The 15,793-nt window shown below is 73.8% G+C and carries 15 protein-coding genes; 4 read left to right on the top strand and 11 right to left on the bottom strand.

The features are described 5' to 3' along the window. Positions 1-5: 5 nt before the first annotated feature. Complete coding sequence (locus tag SM450_RS10150; RefSeq protein ID WP_474619447.1) at positions 6-5,783, top strand: WD40 domain-containing protein; 5,778 nt, start codon at positions 6-8, stop codon at positions 5,781-5,783. Positions 5,784-5,920: 137 nt separating this feature from the next. Here SM450_RS10150 and SM450_RS10145 read toward each other — a convergent pair whose 3' ends face one another. From SM450_RS10145 to SM450_RS10135, 3 genes are read right to left on the bottom strand one after another with little or no spacing between them, the layout of a single operon-like run. After that, the gene (locus SM450_RS10145) at positions 5,921-6,538 is read right to left on the bottom strand and encodes a GNAT family N-acetyltransferase (RefSeq protein ID WP_474619446.1); all 618 of its coding nucleotides are present in this window, start codon (positions 6,536-6,538) and stop codon (positions 5,921-5,923) included. A gap of 5 nt (positions 6,539-6,543) precedes the next feature. Then, the gene (locus SM450_RS10140) at positions 6,544-6,735 is read right to left on the bottom strand and encodes a DUF397 domain-containing protein (RefSeq protein WP_474619445.1); all 192 of its coding nucleotides are present in this window, start codon (positions 6,733-6,735) and stop codon (positions 6,544-6,546) included. Then, the gene (locus tag SM450_RS10135) at positions 6,726-7,493 is read right to left on the bottom strand and encodes a Scr1 family TA system antitoxin-like transcriptional regulator (protein ID WP_474619642.1); all 768 of its coding nucleotides are present in this window, start codon (positions 7,491-7,493) and stop codon (positions 6,726-6,728) included. The genes SM450_RS10140 and SM450_RS10135 overlap by 10 nt, the downstream gene beginning before the upstream one ends. Positions 7,494-7,616: 123 nt before the next feature. On the opposite strand from SM450_RS10135, the gene SM450_RS10130 reads away from it, so the two are divergent. Continuing rightward, positions 7,617-7,964 carry a hypothetical protein gene (locus SM450_RS10130; RefSeq protein WP_474619444.1) on the top strand — a complete coding sequence of 116 codons (348 nt, stop codon included), beginning with the start codon at positions 7,617-7,619 and terminating at the stop codon, positions 7,962-7,964. Beyond that, the gene (locus SM450_RS10125; RefSeq protein ID WP_474619443.1) at positions 7,961-8,212 is read left to right on the top strand and encodes a flavin reductase; all 252 of its coding nucleotides are present in this window, start codon (positions 7,961-7,963) and stop codon (positions 8,210-8,212) included. Before SM450_RS10130 ends, SM450_RS10125 begins: the two co-directional genes overlap by 4 nt. A 28-nt stretch (positions 8,213-8,240) precedes the next feature. Here the strand turns inward: SM450_RS10125 and SM450_RS10120 are convergent, their stop codons facing one another. The 5 genes from SM450_RS10120 to smpB all read right to left on the bottom strand — a co-directional run bounded on the left by SM450_RS10120 (position 8,241) and on the right by smpB (position 12,499). Beyond that, entirely contained in the window at positions 8,241-9,476 is a 1,236-nt protein-coding gene (locus tag SM450_RS10120) for an RICIN domain-containing protein (RefSeq protein ID WP_474619442.1), read from the bottom strand. A gap of 117 nt (positions 9,477-9,593) precedes the next feature. After that, positions 9,594-10,871, bottom strand: coding sequence for an MFS transporter (locus SM450_RS10115; protein ID WP_474619441.1), 1,278 nt, complete (start codon positions 10,869-10,871; stop codon positions 9,594-9,596). Further along, a complete protein-coding gene (locus tag SM450_RS10110) occupies positions 10,868-11,443 on the bottom strand; it encodes a helix-turn-helix domain-containing protein (protein ID WP_474619440.1) in 576 nt (191 codons plus the stop codon). Before SM450_RS10110 ends, SM450_RS10115 begins: the two co-directional genes overlap by 4 nt. Before the next feature lie 48 nt (positions 11,444-11,491). Then, positions 11,492-11,929 carry a VOC family protein gene (locus SM450_RS10105; protein ID WP_474619439.1) on the bottom strand — a complete coding sequence of 146 codons (438 nt, stop codon included), beginning with the start codon at positions 11,927-11,929 and terminating at the stop codon, positions 11,492-11,494. 78 nt (positions 11,930-12,007) lie between these two features. Beyond that, the gene (smpB, locus tag SM450_RS10100; RefSeq protein ID WP_474619438.1) at positions 12,008-12,499 is read right to left on the bottom strand and encodes an SsrA-binding protein SmpB; all 492 of its coding nucleotides are present in this window, start codon (positions 12,497-12,499) and stop codon (positions 12,008-12,010) included. 74 nt (positions 12,500-12,573) lie between these two features. Between smpB and SM450_RS10095 the strand changes: the two genes are divergently transcribed. Next, complete coding sequence (locus tag SM450_RS10095; protein WP_474619437.1) at positions 12,574-13,446, top strand: NAD(P)-dependent oxidoreductase; 873 nt, start codon at positions 12,574-12,576, stop codon at positions 13,444-13,446. Positions 13,447-13,522: 76 nt separating this feature from the next. Here SM450_RS10095 and SM450_RS10090 read toward each other — a convergent pair whose 3' ends face one another. Genes SM450_RS10090 through SM450_RS10080 form a run of 3 tightly spaced genes read right to left on the bottom strand, consistent with a single transcriptional unit; the run spans position 13,523 to position 15,698 of the window. Next, on the bottom strand, positions 13,523-14,158 hold the full coding sequence (locus SM450_RS10090) for a lysoplasmalogenase (RefSeq protein WP_474619436.1): 636 nt from the start codon (positions 14,156-14,158) through the stop codon (positions 13,523-13,525). After that, positions 14,155-14,982: a sterol desaturase family protein gene (locus tag SM450_RS10085; RefSeq protein WP_474619435.1), complete on the bottom strand. Its 828-nt coding sequence runs from the start codon at positions 14,980-14,982 to the stop codon at positions 14,155-14,157. Before SM450_RS10085 ends, SM450_RS10090 begins: the two co-directional genes overlap by 4 nt. Continuing rightward, positions 14,979-15,698 (bottom strand): FadR/GntR family transcriptional regulator, encoded by a 720-nt coding sequence (locus tag SM450_RS10080; protein WP_474619434.1) that lies wholly within the window; start codon positions 15,696-15,698, stop codon positions 14,979-14,981. The genes SM450_RS10085 and SM450_RS10080 overlap by 4 nt, the downstream gene beginning before the upstream one ends. Positions 15,699-15,793 lie beyond the last annotated feature (95 nt).

The following is a 15,793-nucleotide window of genomic DNA, read 5'->3' as shown; positions in this document are numbered from 1 at the left end:
ACCACGTGGCTGTAGGCGCGCATCCCACCCGGTCCGACCGCCCCATCGACTTCTTCATCAGCTACTCGCCCGCCGACGAGCGCTGGGCGACGTGGCTGGCCTGGGAGTTCGAGGAGGCGGGCTACCGCACGCTGCTCCAGGCGTGGGACTTCGTCGCCGGCACCAACTTCATCGACTTCATGGACCGCGGGGTCCGCGAGGCCGAGGTGGTGGTGGCGGTGCTGTCCGAACGCTACCTGCACTCGACGTACGGCAAGCTGGAGTGGCAGGCGGCGCTGCGCGCCGACCCGGACGGCACCGGCAACAAGCTGGTCACGGTACGGGTGGAGGACTGCCCGATCGACGGCCTGCTCGCCACCATCACCTACGTCGACCTGGTCGGGGTGGACGACCCGGCGCGGGCCCGCGCCCGGGTGCTGGACCGGATCCGGGAGGCCCTCGACGGCCGGGCCAAACCGATGCGCCAGCCGGTGTTCCCGCGCCACCTCGACGCCCCCGCGGGCGTGCTCGCCGCGCCGGTCGCCGGTACGCCCGCGCAGCGCCGGCCACGGCGTACCCCGATCAACCCGCCGCCGTTCCCGCCGGCCGCGGCGGCGCCGCCGGCCGCCCGCGACACCATCACCGTGCTTCAGGTGGGTGGGCCGCGGTTCGGCCGTGGCGTCATCTCCCCGGGCGCCCCGGTCACCCCCGGCGAGGTGCAGGAACACCTGATGGGTGACCTGACGCTGCTGATGAACGACGGGGTGCCCCGGCCGGACCTGCTGGTAGTGGCCGGCAACCTGACCGAGTCGGGCAGCGCGCGGGAGTTCTCCGACGCGCTGAGTTTCCTCACCGGGCTGCGGGTGCTGCTCGGCCTGGAGCCGCACCGTCTCGTCGTGGTGCCCGGCCCGCGCGACGTGACGATGGCCGCCTCCCGGGCCTACTTCGCCACCTGCGAGGCCGACGACGTCGATCCGCAGCCGCCCTACTGGCCCAAGTGGCGGCACTACGCGCGTCTCTTCGACGACCTCTACCAGGGCCTCGACGACCGGATCTTCGACAGCGAGCAGCCCTGGACGCTGTTCGCGGTGCCCGACCTGCGGGTGGTGGTGGCCGGGTTGAACTCCACCATCGCCATCACCCACCGCGAGGAGGACCGGTACGGCTTCCTCGGCGAGGCGCAGTCCACCTGGTTCGCCCAGCGGCTTCGGCACTACCAGCAGTCCGGTTGGCTGCGGCTGGGCGCGATGGCGCACGCCCCCGGCCCCCGCAGCCCGTACGCCGACGAGGTCCCGCCGGACCGGGTGTCGCTGCGCGACCGCGGCTCGGTCAACCGGCTGGTCGGCCCGATGCTCAACCTGCTGCTCTCCGACGCCGCGCCGACCGGGCGGGCCGACCCGGCGGTGCCGCTCGTGGCCGCCCCGCGCGACGGCCGGGCCCAGGTGCTGCGGCTCGGCGCGGACGGGATGACGCGCTGGGTGCTCGGCCGCGACGACCGCCGGGACGCCGGCGAGTCGACCGCGGTGGGATGGCCCCGGGCCGAGGCGACGTTCGGCGCGTCCGGCCCGGCCCAGGTGCCCGACCCGCGGCGTCCGGCCACCGGGGAGGGTCCGACCCAGGGTGGGGCCGCCCCGGCGGTGACGCCGACGACCCCGGTGGAGCGGCTGCTGGACCGGCTCGCCGAGGTGTGCGAGGCCCGCTACGACCGGGTGCTGGTGCGCCGGGTCGACGCCGACCCGCCGCACCTCTACATCAGCTACCGCTCCGACGGTGTGGTCCGGCAGCAGCGGGTCGGCGCGCACGTGGGTTCGCCCGCGCCGGCCGACGTGGACCGGTTCGCCCGCCTGGTGCACGCCACCGACCCGGACATCGGGTCCGAGCTGGTCTACGACGGCGACCGGGTGCCGCGCGGGCTGGCCGAGGAGGCGCAGCGGCGCGGCGTGCGCGTGCTGCACCTGACCGAGTTCCAGGGCCTGCTCGACCTGCGCGACTACGTCGCCGCGCAGACCGCCCGGCTCCAGGCCGACCGGCTCTACCCGCCGGGTCAGTACGTGCCGCAGCGCTACCGCCACCTGGTCGGCGCCGACCAGCGGGTCCGCGAGGACGTGGTGGACGAGCTGCTGGAGACCGTCTCCGCGCCGGACGGCCGGTTCGTGCTGGTGCTCGGCGACTTCGGCCGGGGCAAGACGTTCGCGTTGCGCGAGGTGGCCCGCCGGCTGCCCACCGCCGCGCCGGACCTGATCCCGATCCTGGTCGAGCTGCGCGCGCTGGACAAGGCGCACTCCGTCGACGGCCTGGTCGCCGCGCACCTGGCCAACCACGGCGAGCAGGTGATCGACCTGAAGGCGTTCCGCTACATGCTGCGCCAGGGCCGCATCGTGCTGCTCTTCGACGGGTTCGACGAGCTGGTGGCCCGGGTGACCTACGACCGGGCGGCCGACCACCTGGAGACGCTGCTCCAGGCGGCCGAGGGCGCGGCGAAGATCGTGGTGAGCAGCCGTACCCAGCACTTCAAGACCAACTCGCAGGTGCTTACCGCGTTGGGCGAGCGGGTCGGCCTGCTGCCGCACCGCCGCGTGCTCGCGGTGGAAGACTTCACCTCGGGCCAGATCGAGTCGTTCCTGCGCAACCGCTACGGCGGCGACGAGGCGGCGGCCCGCGAGCGGATGAGCCTGCTCGCCGGCGTGAACGACCTGCTCGGGCTCTCCCGCAACCCGCGCATGCTCGGGTTCATCGCCAACCTGGACGAGGGGCGGCTGGCCGCGGTGGCCGGGGCCGGTGGCACGTTCAGCGCCGCCGCGCTCTACCGGGAGATCCTGGCCGCCTGGCTGGACTTTGAGGAGCGACGCACCCAGGGCATTCCGGGCGCGCCGGTGAACCTGCGTCGGCCCGAGCTGTGGCAGGCGGTGAGCCGGCTGGCGTTCCAGCTCTGGGAGAGCGGCGAGTCCTACCTGCGGCTGGCCGAGCTGACCGAGGCCACCGGCCAGCTCGCCGGGCGGGCCGAGTCGCGGCTGTCCGGGCCGCAGGCCGCGCACGCGGTGGGCGCCGGCAGCCTGCTGGTCCGCACCGACGACGGGCTGTTCGGGTTCATCCACACGTCGGTGATGGAGTGGCTTGTCGCCGACGGGGTCGCGGATCAGCTCAACCGGGGTGAGGAGCCGACCGCGCTCGCGGTACGGTCGCTGTCCGCGCTTGCCGTGGAGTTCCTCGGCGACCTCGCCGACCCGGCCGCCTGCACCGCGTGGACGGCCCGCGTGCTCGGCGACGAGTCGGCCGGCGAGACGTTGCGCGCCAACGCGTTGCGGCTCAGCGCCCGGCTGCGCCTGCCCGACCGGGCCGACCTGCGCGGCGCGGTGCTGCGCGGCGAGGACCTGTCCCACCGGGAGCTGGCCGGGGCCGACCTGACCGGCGCGGACCTGACCGACGCCCGGCTGGTCGCCACGAACCTGACCGAGGCCCGGCTGGAGCACGCCCGGCTGCGGGGCGCGCGGCTCGACCAGGCCCGCCTCGCCGGGGCGGACCTGCGCGACGCGGACCTGGCGGGCGCCCGGCTGTTCCGGGCCGACCTGCGCGGGGCGCGGATCGGTGGCAGCAGTTGGCACCGCACGGCGTTGATCGACGTCAACGCCGACCCGGGGTTGCTGCGCGCTCCGGAGCTGCGCGGCGCCGTGGTCGCGCCGGGCCGGCCGGTGACGCCGGGCCTGGCCCCGCCCGCGGTGGGCGTCGGATACGGCTTCGAGGTGGGACGGCTGCCGGTGCCTGTCGCGTACAGCCCGGACGGCGCGGTGCTGGCGGTGGGCAGCGACGACGGTGGCGTGCTGCTCTGCGACACGGCCACCGGGCTGGCGGTGCGCACCCTTTCGGGGCACCGGTCCCGGGTCTACGCGGTCCGCTACGACGCCGCCTCGCACCAGTTGGTCACCGGCGCGGCGGACCTCACCGTACGGCTGTGGGACGCCGACCACGGCGACGTGCGGCACGTCATCGAGGACGTCTTCACCGGCTGGGTGTGGCCGCTGCTCACCGACGGGCGCCGGGGCCGGCTGGTGGTGGGTGACGCCGCCGGCGTGGTCCGGCTCTACGACACCCGCACCGCGCGGCTGCGCCACACGTGGCGGGGGCACGAGGCGCCGATCTGGGGCACCTCGTTCAGCCCGGACGGCCGGCGGGTCGTGGTGGCGGACAGCGCCGGCACGGTCCGCGGCTGGGACATCCACACCGGCCGGCTGGCGTTCGAGGTGCGCGAGCCGGAGGTGGTCTACCGGGTGGTGCACTCACCGGACGGCCGGCTGCTGGCCGCCGTCGGGCAGCACGGACGGGTCTGGATCCGCCGGGCCACCGACGGTGAGCTGCTGCGTCAGCCCCGCGGCCACGAGGCCGACGTGTACGCCCTCGACATCAGTCCGGACGGCACGCTGATGGCCACCGGCGACACGCACGGCGCGCTGCGGCTGTGGGAGACGGAGACCGGCCGCCCGGTGCGGGTGCTCGGCCGGCAGCGCGGGGCCATCTACAGCGTCCGGTTCAACGGCGCCGGCAGCCTGCTCGCCACCTCCGCCAGTGACGGCGGGATCCAGCTCTGGGACACCGACGACGGCCAGGTGCGGCACGAACTGACCCGGCACCGCGGCTCGGTCTGGCCGGTGGTGTGGCGGCCGGACGACAGCCAGGTCGCGACCAGCAGCAACGACGGCACCACCCGGCTGTGGGACGTGCGCACCGGGCAGCTCCAGCACACGCTGCGCGGGCACGGCCGGCGGGTCACCGCGCTGTCCTTCCGCGCCGACGGGGAGGTGCTGGCGGCCTGCGGCAACGACGGCGTGATCCGGCTGTGGGAGCCGCGTACCGGCCGCCTGCTGCGCCAGCTCGCCACCCCGGCCGACCGCCTGCTCTCGGTGGTCTTCTGCCCGGACGAGCCGATGGTGGCCACGCCCAGCGGCGACGGCGGCGTGCACCTGTGGAACACCGAAACCGGCGCCGACGAGCGGGAACTCAACGTGGACACCGACCACGTCTGGGCGGTCGCGTTCAGCCCGGACGGCGACGCGCTCGCGACCGCGAACGACGACGACACCGTACGCCTGTGGTACCGCCGCACCGGCCGGCACTTCGCCACGCTCGCCCCGCACCGGGGGCGGGTGCGCACGGTGGCGTTCAGCCCCGACGGCGAGACCATCGCGACCGGCGGCGACGACCAGATGGTACGCCTGTGGGACGCGGCCACCGCCACCTGCCGGTTGACTCTGGAGCACCACACCGACCGGGTCTACTCGGTAGGTTTCAACGGCGAGGGGACGCTGCTGGCGAGCGCCGGCAACGACGGCACGGCGGTGATCTGGGACGTGTCCACCGGCGAGCGGCGCACCGTGCTCACCGAGCACGTCGGGCGGCTCTGGTCGTGCGCGTTCAGCCCGGACGGCAACCTGCTCGCCACCGCCGGGGACGACCTGGTGATCCGGCTGTGGGATCCGGGCACCGGGCGGCTGCACGGCACCCTGGCCGCGCACACCCGGCGGGTCTGGTCGGTGCACTTCAGCCCGGACAGCAGCCTGCTCGCCAGCGCCGGCGACGACGGGACGGTCCGGCTGTGGGACGTGGCGGATCCGGAGCACGCGCAGTTGCGGACGACGCTCATCGGCCTGCCGGACGGCTGGGCGGCGGTCAGCCCCGACGGCCGCTACAAGCTGGACGGCGATTCGGGCGGCCAGTTCTGGCACGTCATCGGCACCTGCCGCTTCGAGGTCGGCGAGCTGGACCCCTACCTCACCCACGTCCGCCGCCTGCCCGTCGACGCCCCCTTCTGACCGCGGCATCACCGATCCTGGCCGCGCCGCCTCGGCGGCTTGATCCACTCCACCTCGGCGTAGTGGTGTGGTCCGAGCGCGTTCGATACCGCCATCTCGCCGAGCTGGTGTCGATCATGCTGTCCGATAGCGCCACCTCACCGAGCTGGTGTCGATGTCCGCCCGCCGGCCGGCCCCGTCCAGCGAACCTCGCCGTCGTGCCATACCTCCGTCGGGACCAGGCCGCACGCGCTGGCCACCGCCGCCGACGCGCGGTGGTCGGGATGGATGTGGGCCACTAGGGTACGCACACCGCGTCGCCCCAACCAGCCGGCCATCCCCCGTGCGGCCTCGGTGGCGATGCCGCGCCCCTGACAGCGTGTGCCGACCACCCAGGCGATCTCCGCGACCGGCCCGCCGTCGACCGGATCCGCCTCGTCGAGGTGCGGGTGCCCGACCGCCCGCGCGCCCGCCGTCGCCTCGTGCCGGGTCGGACCGTCGGGTGCGGTGACGGTGGCCTGGATGGTGCCGGCCAGCCGGCCGTCGGCGCGGAGCTGGACGACCCAGTTGCACCACGCCTCCGCCGGGTCGGGAGAGCCAGCGACCAGCCGTTCGTAGCGGGCCCGCAACGACGCCGGATCGGCCGGGCTGCCGCCGGTGAAGGTGTGCAGCGCCGGGTCGGCGAGCACGGCGGCCATCTCCTCGGCGTACGCGACGCTCAACGGCAGCAGAACCAGCCGGTCGGTGTGGATGGTTTCCGCCGCGAACCCGCTCATCGGCGTCAGCGTCGGGGCGCCAGGTGGGCGACGAACGCCCGCCACGCCTGTGGCGCGAAGACGAGGACCGGGCCGGTCGGATCCTTCGAGTCCCGTACGCCGACCAGAGCGGCCAGGTTGTCGGCCACCTCGACGCAGTCGCCGCCGTTGTTGCCGCTCTTCGTGCTCTTGCGCCACCGCGCACCGGTCAGGCCCATGAACGTGCCGCTTCTCTGATGACGTCGAGGGAGTGTGCCCTGGACAGCGACTCGCCGCGCAGCCGCTCCCAGCGCCGCTCCAGGGTAGCAATCCCCTCGGCTTTTTCGATGATCTGCGCCTGGGCCTGACTGTCGACGTGCGCGACCCGTCCGCCGTCAGGTAGCTCCGCCAGAGTGAAGGGCCCGCCGAGCCCCGGATACATGCCGGCCGACAGCGGCACGATGTAGACCTGAACCGCGGACAGCGCGGCACATTCAGCCAGGTGGGTGAGCTGCTCAGCCATCATCGTCCGGTCATCGCCGGCGGTACGCCTGAGGACGGACTCGTCGATGACGGCGATCAGGAGCGGAGGGCGATCTCGGCGCAGGATGGCGTGCCGGGCGATGCGGGCGGAGGCCAGGCCGGCGATCTCGGCCTCCGACAACGCCTCTCCGGCGAGAGTCGCCCGCGCATAGGACTCTGTCTGAAACAGACCCGGGATCCAGGCCAGTTGGAAGGTGCGCAGTGCCGTCGCTTCGCGTTCGATGTCGGCCCACGGGCGGAACCAGGCCGGCTCCCGGCGCTTGAGCGCGTCCGGCCACAACTCGACGGCGTCCTTGCCGAGCAGTTCGGCGACCTGGGCGCGGTGCCGGGTCTGCGGAATCCGCCCCTGACTCGCCCACCGGGCGGCGGTCTTCGGGTCGACGCCGACCCGCTCGGCCAGGCTCTCGGCGGTGTGCCCCGCCTCGGACATCGCGGCCACCACGGCACGGTTCATCCCTGTGTCCTCCTCGAACATCCCGGCTATCCCGATGCCATCCTGCAACGCAGTGTGACTGTCCCGCAACGCTCGGCAGGGTTCTGGTGGACGGTGTGTCGAATCGACGGAGAGGGACGCCAGATGCCGGAGGAGCGGGCGCGCGGTGAGCGGCCGGACGTACCGACCGGTGAGCCGGACGAATCGCGGACGGGGGCGGCGATGACCGCCCTGCACTCGACGGCGGCCCCGACCTGGGTCTGTGACGACTGCGGTACGGACTGGCCGTGTCCGGCGTGGACGTCGCCGCCGACCGACGCGGCACGCCGGGCGGAGCTGTTGCCGGAGTTCGTCCGGTTGGCCCGGCGGGCAATCCGCGACCTGCGGGGCCGTCCCGGCGGCCCGCAGCCGCCGGAGATCGTCCGGCGGTTCCTGTGGTTCCTGGCGCTGAGCGACGAGGAGGCGCGGGCGGTCGCGCGGCGGTTGCGATGAGCCGGGGTCGCCGGGAGCACACCCCGTCGCGGCCGACCTGGCGGTGCCGGGCCTGCGGCATCGCCTGGCCCTGCTCACCGGCGAAGCTGCGGCTGCTGGCCGCCTACCGGGAGGCCCGGCCCGCGCTGCTGATTCACCTGGCCACGCTCTATGCGGAGGCCGAGGCGGAGCGGCCCGCGCCGGACGGTGGGGCCGCGGACCGCTACCAGCGCTTCGTCGGCTGGGCGAGGCGCCGGGGCGGGCGGTGAGCGCCACCCGCCCCGGCTCACGAGCGGGTCAGCGTCGCCACTTCTGGTTGGCGGTGCCGCCGCACTCCCAGATCTGCAACCGGGTGCCGTCGGCCGAGCTGTTCCCGGTGGCGTCCAGGCACTTGTTGGCCTGCGGGTTGACGATGTCGCCTGCGGCGCTGAACACCCATTTCTGCGCGCCGGAGCCGTTGCAGTCGTAGAGCTGCACCTTGGCGCCGTTCGCGGTCGAACCGGAGGCCACGTCGAGGCATTTGCCGAGCGCGCGCACCGAGCCGTCGGCGTTCCACGTCCAGCGCTGGGCGGCGGTGCCGTTGCAGGTCCAGAGCTGCACGGCGGTGCCGTTGGCGGTGGCGGCGCTGGCCACGTCGACGCACTTGTTGCCGTATCCGACGATCTGTCCGCCGGTGCCCCCGCCGCCGTTGTCCCAGGCCTGCACCCGGACGTAGTCGACGGTCATGGTCTGCGGGAACGTGGTGGCGCCGTCCGGCGAGCCGGGCCAGTTGCCGCCGACCGCGACGTTCATGATCATGAAGAACGGGTGGTCGAAGACCCAGCGGTTGCCGCCCGCGTCGGCGGGCGTCTTGCGGGAGTACGCCACACCGTCGAGATACCAGGTGATCGAGTCCGGGGCCCAGTCGACGGCGAACGTGTGGAAGGCGTCGGCGAGCGCCTGGCCGTTCGGCAGCGAGGTGGACGCGCCGATGCCGTTGCCGCCGGAGTAGCCGGGACCGTGCAGCGTGCCCCACACCGTGGACGGCGCGTAGCCGACGTTCTCCATGATGTCGATCTCGCCGCTGTTGGGCCACGGGTTGCTGCCGATGTCGTTGCCGAGCATCCAGAACGCCGGCCACAGCCCCTGCCCGCGCGGGATCTTGATGCGGGCCTCGAACCGGCCGTACGCCTGGGCGAACGTGCCGTTGGTGAGCAGCCGGGCCGAGGTGTACTGGCAGCTTCCGTACCAGCAGGAATAGCCGGACGGGTTCTCCTTGCGGGCGGTGATGACCAGGTTGCCGTTGCCGTCGAGCGCGGCGTTGCGGGTGCTGTTGGTGTAGTACTGCAACTCGTTGTTGCCCCAACCGCCGCCGCCGATGTCGTAGCGCCACTTGCTCGCGTCGGGGGCGGCGCCGGCCGGGCCGTTGAAGTCGTCGGACCAGGTGACCGCGCCGGGGGCGGCCACCGCTGGGGTGCTCGGGACGGTGGTGAGGGCGGCCGTGAGGCCGACCGCCGCCATCGCCAGGGCGGCGACGGTACGGATGCTGCGCACAGGGTGCCTCCTGCGGTGGTGGGGGTCGTCCACCGTCCGGTCGGCCGGCCCCGCACCGAACGGTAAACAAACTTCAAAGATAGCCTTCGATGAAGGTATGAACGAAGTCGTCAACTGTCAAGAGAGCGCTTCCCGCCGTTCCCGCTCCGGCTCGCGCTGACGCGCCTGCGGCGGTGGCGGCCGGCGCATCGCGCGCCACGGCCCGCCCAGCAGCGGCGTGAGCACCACCAGCAGGTAGCAGGCGCCGATGGTGACAAGGGTGGACGTGGTGCCGAACCGGTCGGCGGCCAGCCCGGCGCCCAACGCGCCCACGGGCATGGCGGCCCAGGCGCCCGCGCCGATCACCCCGTATACCCGTGCCCGCATCGCGGCCGGCACCCGCTCCAGCTCGACCGCGCCGATCAGCGGGTTGATCGCGCCGGCGGCCAGCCCGGCCATCGCGACGACCGCGACCATCACCGGCAGCGGCGGCGCGGCGGCCAGCGCCCACAGCGGCGGCGCGCCGCACACCGCGAACGCGGTGACGAACGTGGCCCGGCGGGGCAGCCGGTGCCCGATCGCGCTGAACACAAGCGAACCGACAAGCGCGCCACCGCCCATGACGCCGACGAGCAGGCCGAACGCGGCCGGCCCGCCGAGGTCGCGGTTGGCCACGACCGGCAGGAGCACGTTGCTCTTGGCCGCGTCGAAGAGGTTCGTCACCAGCACCAGCAGCACCATGGCGCGCAACAGCGGCTCCCGGACCAGGAAGCGCAGCCCGGCGGCGAACTGACGCCAGTAGCCGCCGGCCTCCGCCGCGGCGTCCTCGGTGGACGGACGCAGGCCACGCGGCACCAGCAGCATCACCGCCACCGCCGAGACGGCGAACGTCGCCGCGTCCACGGCCAGCACCGGCAGCGCGCCGAGCAGGCCGACAAGCAGCCCGGCCACCGGCGCGCCGATCATGCGGGCGCCGCGTGAGGTGGCCTCCGCCCAGCCGATCGCCCGCTCGATCGGCACCCCGGCCTCGGCCGCCGCCTCCGGCAGCAACGCGGTGCGGGCGGTCTGACCCGGCGTGTCCAGCAGGCCGCTGACGAAGACCAGCGCCAGCAACGCCGGGAACGGCAGGCCGACCGTGGCGTGCAACAGGGGTACGGCGGCGACCGTCACGCCGGAGACCACGTCGGCAAGCACGCTCGACCGGCGGTAGCCGATCCGGTCGACGAGCACACCGCCGAACGCGCCGCCGAGCACCACAGGCGCGGTGGCGAACGCGCCGGCAAGCCCGGTGGCCGCCGGTGAACCGGTCTCGGCCAGCACGTAGAGCGGCAACGCGATGAGCGTCAGCACGTTGCCGATAAGCGAGACGGCGTGCCCGATCAACAACCCGGCCAGCGGCCGGCGGTCGCGGGTCACTGCGGGCCCCGGTAGGCCTGCCAGATCAGCGTGACCATCTCCGCGCCGGGCCGGCCGGGCGCCCCGCGCCGGTGCCAACGCCGGCCCAGCTCGGACAGCTCGTCGCGCAGCTCACCCAGCTCGTCGGGGGTCAGGTGCAGCACCGTGTCGCTGCTTGTGGTGCCACGCACCCAGGCCAGGTCGAGGCTGGCCTCGGACTCCAGATAGGCCTGGTAGCGAGCCACGTAGCGCTCCATCGCGGCCCGCCGCAGCAGGCTGCCGGCGAGTCGCTGCTCCGGGTCGTCGAGCAGCTCGACCGGATCCCAGTCGGTGGTGGCGTGCGCGGCCCGCCACCACCGCTCACGGCGGTTGCGGGCCAGGTCGGGGGCCTCGGTCACGAAGCCGTGCTCGGCCAGCTTGCCGATGTGCCAGCTCACCGAGCCGACCGCTTCGCCGACGCGCTCGCTCAGCATGCCCACCGTCTGCGGGCCGCGCAGCCGCAGCTCGCCCAGCAGTCGCAGCCGGGTGGGGTGGGCAAGCGCCCGCATGGCGCGTGGGTCGGTCAGGTGCACGTGGTTCGGCTCGTCCGCCATGCCGCCAGGCTAGACCGACAAGATGTGAAGTACAAGGCTCCTTGTGGGTCAGTCGAGGCAGAACTCGTTGCCCTCGGGGTCGGCCATCAGCAGGTGTCCGGCGTCGAGCGGGGGAGCGGGCTCGTGGCGTCCGAGCCGGGCGGCGCCACGCGCGACGAGCCGGTCGGCCGCCGCCTCCAGCGCCGCCATCCGGGCGTCGCCGGCCAACCCGGGCGCGGCCCGGACGTCGAGGTGCACCCGGTTCTTGACCCGCTTGGGCTCGGGCACCCGCTGGAAGAACAGCCGTGGCCCGGCGCCCTCGGGGTCGACCACGGCCGAGGCGTCGTTGTGCCGCTCCGGTGGCACGCCCAACGCGGTAAGCGCCTGCTCCCACGAGTCGAAACCCTCGGGTGGGCCCTGGACCTGGTAGCCGAGGGCCTCGGCCCAGAACGCCGCCAGCTTGGCCGGGTCGGCGCAGTCGAAGGTGAATTGCACGGCGCGGGCCATCTCAGCACTCCTTCGGTCGAGGTCCCGGTCAGCCTTCCGCAGATAGCGGTCAGCCGCTGTCCGCGACTCGCGGGAAGGTCAGGCCCGGCGCGCCGCCGACCGCCCCTTGAGCCGGCGGCCCATCTCCCGGGCGATCTCGCGCTTGGCGTCGCGCTCGGCGAGCGCCTGGCGCTTGTCGTACGACCGGCGACCCCGGGCCAGGCCCAACTCCACCTTGGCCCAGCCGTCGGCGAAATACATCGACAGCGGCACACGCGTGACCCCGCCGTCGCGCAGCTTCTCCAGGATCCGGGCGATCTCCACTCGGTGCAGCAGCAGCTTCCGGGTGCGCCGGGGCGCGTGGTTGGTCCAGGTGCCGAAGCCGTACTCGGCGATGTGCAGCCCGTACAACCAGATCTCGCCGTCGCGTTCCTGGGCGAACGCGTCGACGAGCGACACCCGCCCCTCGCGCAGCGACTTCACCTCGGTGCCGGCCAGCACGATGCCGGACTCGTAGGTCTTGAGGATCTCGTAGTCGTGCCGTGCCTTCTTGTTCGAGGCGATCAGCTTGCGCCCGTTCTCCCTGGCCACCCCCGCACGATACCCACCCCACCCGGGCGGGGGCCGTAGGCTGACGGTTCGGACGGCGACGAGGGGAGCGGCGGATGACGCGGGTGGCGGTGCTCGGGCTCGGTGGCATGGGTACGCCGATGGCGGCGAACCTGATCCGGGCCGGGCTGGACACGGTGGTGTGGAACCGGCGTCCCGACCCGGCCCGCGCGCTCGGCGACCGGGGCGCCGAGGTCGCCGCCGACCCGGCCGAGGCGGTGCGCCGGGCGGACGTGGTGGTGACCATGGTGACCGACGCGTCCGCGGTCCGCGCCGTCGCGGTCGACCAGGGCATGCTCGCCGCCCTGCCGGACGGCGCGGTGTGGGCGCAGATGAGCACCATCGGCGTCGCCGAGACGCAGCGCCTGGTCGAGCTGGTCGCCGCCGAGCGCCCCGACGTCACGCTCGTGGACGCGCCGGTGGCCGGCAGCCGAGGTCCGGCCGAGCAGGGAAAGCTGACCGTCCTCGCGTCCGGGCCGGAGCAGGCCCGCGGCCGGGTCGCCCCGGTCTTCGACGCGGTCGGGCAGCGGACGCTCTGGCTGGGCCCGGCCGGCGCCGGTTCGCGGCTCAAACTCGTCAACAACCTGCTGCTCGCGTTCGTCAACGAGGGCGTCGCCGCCGCGATGGCGCTCGCCGACACGCTCGGCCTGGACCGCGACACCGTCCGGCAGGCGTTCGACGGCAGTCCGCTCGTCTCACCCTGGGCGGCGGAGAAACTGGCGCGGGTCGCCCGCGACGAGCACGGCACGCAATACTCGCTCGCGCTGGCGCTCAAGGACGTGGAGCTGGCGCTGCGCGAGGCGCCGGTGGGCAGCTTCCCGGCCGCCGAGGCCCTGGCCGCCGAGTGGCGTGACGCGGTGGGCCGGGGGCTCGGCGGCGACGACCTGACCGTGGTCACCCGGCTGCTGGGGCCCGGCGCGGCCCGCTGACCACCCGGCTTCCGACGGTGGCCGGACCGGGACCCGTCGACGCGCGGGCGGCGGCGCGCACCGCTGCCCGCGCCGGTCAGGCTGGCACCGCCGCCGGCTCCCGGTCCGCGTCGGCGCGGTCGGCCACCCAGCCGGTGGTGATCAGCAGCAGTGCGGCGCAGTAGGTGGTCATCACCAGCAGGTCCGCGCCGGGCAACTCGACGCCGGCCGCGCCCACCCCGATGAGCAGGTCCGAGGCGAGAAAGAACGCCCCGCCCGCCCCGGCCCGCGCCGACACGCCGGTCGCGGCGGCGGCCATCAGGCACAGCGCCAGGCTGTAGCCGAGCACCGGCAGCCGCAACGGCCCCAGCGCGCCCCACAGCAACGCGTTCCCGACGGCCCAGGCGAGCAGGTAGCCGGCCCACGCCACGGCCGTCGGTCGCCCGCGACGCAGGAAACCGGTGAGGAACGCGAGCTGCGCGAGCAGGAAGAACCCCATGCCGAGCAGGAACGCGGCCCGTCCGGGCACGAGCAGGGCCACGTCCCCGGCGGTGGCGGCGACCAGGCCGGCGGCCACCGCGTCCAGCCGGCGTCGGTGCGCGATGAGGTACGCCAGCAGCACCGGCGCCAGCAGCGGCTTGGCCAGCCACTGGAGCACTGTCGAGTCGAGCGCGACCGCGATCAGCTCGACGGCGGCGACGAGCCCGAACAGGGCGAGCCAGGACCGCCTCACCGGGCCGGCTGCCAGCCGGGCCGGCCGAGCAGGTAGCCCAGCCGGTGCCGCCAGCGGGTGGCCCGGCGGACGTCGGACCAGATCGCGGCGAACTCGTGGGTGGCCACCCGCAGCGGGTTGTGGGTCCCGATGTTCCTGGTCAGCCCGTAGCGCACCGGGGCCCGTTCGGGCTCGAAGCTGCCGAACAGCCGGTCCCAGACGATCAGGATGCCGCCGTAGTTGCGGTCCAGGTATTCGGTGTTCGAGCCGTGGTGCACCCGGTGGTGCGACGGGGTGTTGAACACCCACTCGATCGGCCGGGGCAGCGTGCCCACCCGCTCGGTGTGCAGGAAGAACTGGTAGAGCAGGCTGATCGACTGCTGGAGGAAGATCATCCACGGCGGAATGCCGAGCAGTGCCAGCGGCAGCCAGAACGGCAGCGAGGTCATCGGCGTCCAGCTCTGCCGCAGCGCGGTGGAGAGGTTGTAGTGGACGCTTGAGTGGTGCACCACGTGGCTGGCCCAGAGCACGCGTACCTCGTGGTGCGACCTGTGGAACCAGTAGTAGGCCAGGTCGTCGGCGAAGAAGACGATCGCCCAGGTCCACCAGTCACCGGGGGACAGGTGCACCGGCGCGAGGGCCCACAGCGCCGCGTACAGGCCGACGGTGAGCAGCTTCCACGGGAAGCCGATCAGTTGGCTGCCCAGCCCCATCGACAGGCTGGTGGTGGTGTCGCGCAGTTCGTAGCCGCGTTCGTCGTCGTCGGGCAGGAAGCGGTAGGAGACCGCCTCGATGACGATCAGCAGCAGGAACGCCGGGACGGCGTACAACACGGCGGGGATCATGCGGGCGCTTCCCTTCCGGTGGTGGGGGTGGTGAGCGGGGCCGTCAGCAGCGCCCGGGCGTGCCGGGCGGCGGCCGTGCCCTGGCCGGAGGCGATCGCCGCGGCGAGTCGACGGTGGCCGGCCACGTCGAGCAACTCGGCGGTGCGGGCGTCCGGGGGGACGTCGCCGACCGCGAACGTGCCGGCCACCAGGCTGTTGAACGCGAGCTGGTAGGCCGTGTTGCCGCTGCCGCGCACGACAAGCCGCCAGATGTCGATGTTCGCCTCGGCCATCCGGTGCAGGTCCGGCGCGAGCGCTCCGTACTCCTCGGCGGCCCGGACCAGCGCGGCGACGGTCACCGCGTCGCCGCGCTCGGCGCAGAGCTGGGCCGCGTCGATGCCGACACAGGCCCGCATCTCCAACATGTCGCGGACAAGCGTCTCGACCGGGAGCACGTCGCCGGAGCGGGCCAGCGACAACGCCAGGTCGAGCCCGGCGTGCACCCGCCAGTCGAGCACCCGGGTCGCGCCGCCCTGGCTGACCCGGACCAGGCCGAGCTGTTGCAACCGGCGTAGCGCCTCCCGGACCGCGTGCCGGTTCACCGCGAACGTGGCGGCCAGCTCGCGTTCGCCGGGCAGCGTCTCGTCCGGCCGGTGACGGCCGGACACGATCGCGTCACGGAGCTGCCCGAAGACGTGGTCGGAGACCGAGGCGCGGGGGGCGGGGACGAAAGCCATGGCCAGCAGTGTGGTCCCGCACACATCAACCCGTCAACTGGTTGGACCAGTATTCGCCACCCGCGTACGCCGGCCGGTGCGTGCCGTCGCCGTCA

It is taken from the genome of Micromonospora marincola (genome assembly GCF_056150385.1).
The sequence above is the reverse complement of the archived record's forward strand: the minus strand, read 5'-3'. Positions and strand labels throughout refer to the sequence as shown.

What these genes read in the sequence shown, in the direction of transcription:
- SM450_RS10140 (WP_474619445.1), bottom strand. Translation starts at nt 6,735, where the DNA reads ATGGGCCTGACCGGTGCGCGGTGGCGCAAGAGCACGAAGAGCGGCAAC.
- SM450_RS10085 (WP_474619435.1), bottom strand. Translation starts at nt 14,982, where the DNA reads ATGATCCCCGCCGTGTTGTACGCCGTCCCGGCGTTCCTGCTGCTGATC.
- SM450_RS10095 (WP_474619437.1), top strand. Translation starts at nt 12,574, where the DNA reads ATGACGCGGGTGGCGGTGCTCGGGCTCGGTGGCATGGGTACGCCGATG.
- SM450_RS10110 (WP_474619440.1), bottom strand. Translation starts at nt 11,443, where the DNA reads ATGGCGGACGAGCCGAACCACGTGCACCTGACCGACCCACGCGCCATG.
- SM450_RS10080 (WP_474619434.1), bottom strand. Translation starts at nt 15,698, where the DNA reads ATGGCTTTCGTCCCCGCCCCCCGCGCCTCGGTCTCCGACCACGTCTTC.
- SM450_RS10125 (WP_474619443.1), top strand. Translation starts at nt 7,961, where the DNA reads ATGAGCCGGGGTCGCCGGGAGCACACCCCGTCGCGGCCGACCTGGCGG.
- SM450_RS10105 (WP_474619439.1), bottom strand. Translation starts at nt 11,929, where the DNA reads ATGGCCCGCGCCGTGCAATTCACCTTCGACTGCGCCGACCCGGCCAAG.
- SM450_RS10130 (WP_474619444.1), top strand. Translation starts at nt 7,617, where the DNA reads ATGCCGGAGGAGCGGGCGCGCGGTGAGCGGCCGGACGTACCGACCGGT.
- SM450_RS10145 (WP_474619446.1), bottom strand. Translation starts at nt 6,538, where the DNA reads ATGAGCGGGTTCGCGGCGGAAACCATCCACACCGACCGGCTGGTTCTG.
- SM450_RS10135 (WP_474619642.1), bottom strand. Translation starts at nt 7,493, where the DNA reads ATGAACCGTGCCGTGGTGGCCGCGATGTCCGAGGCGGGGCACACCGCC.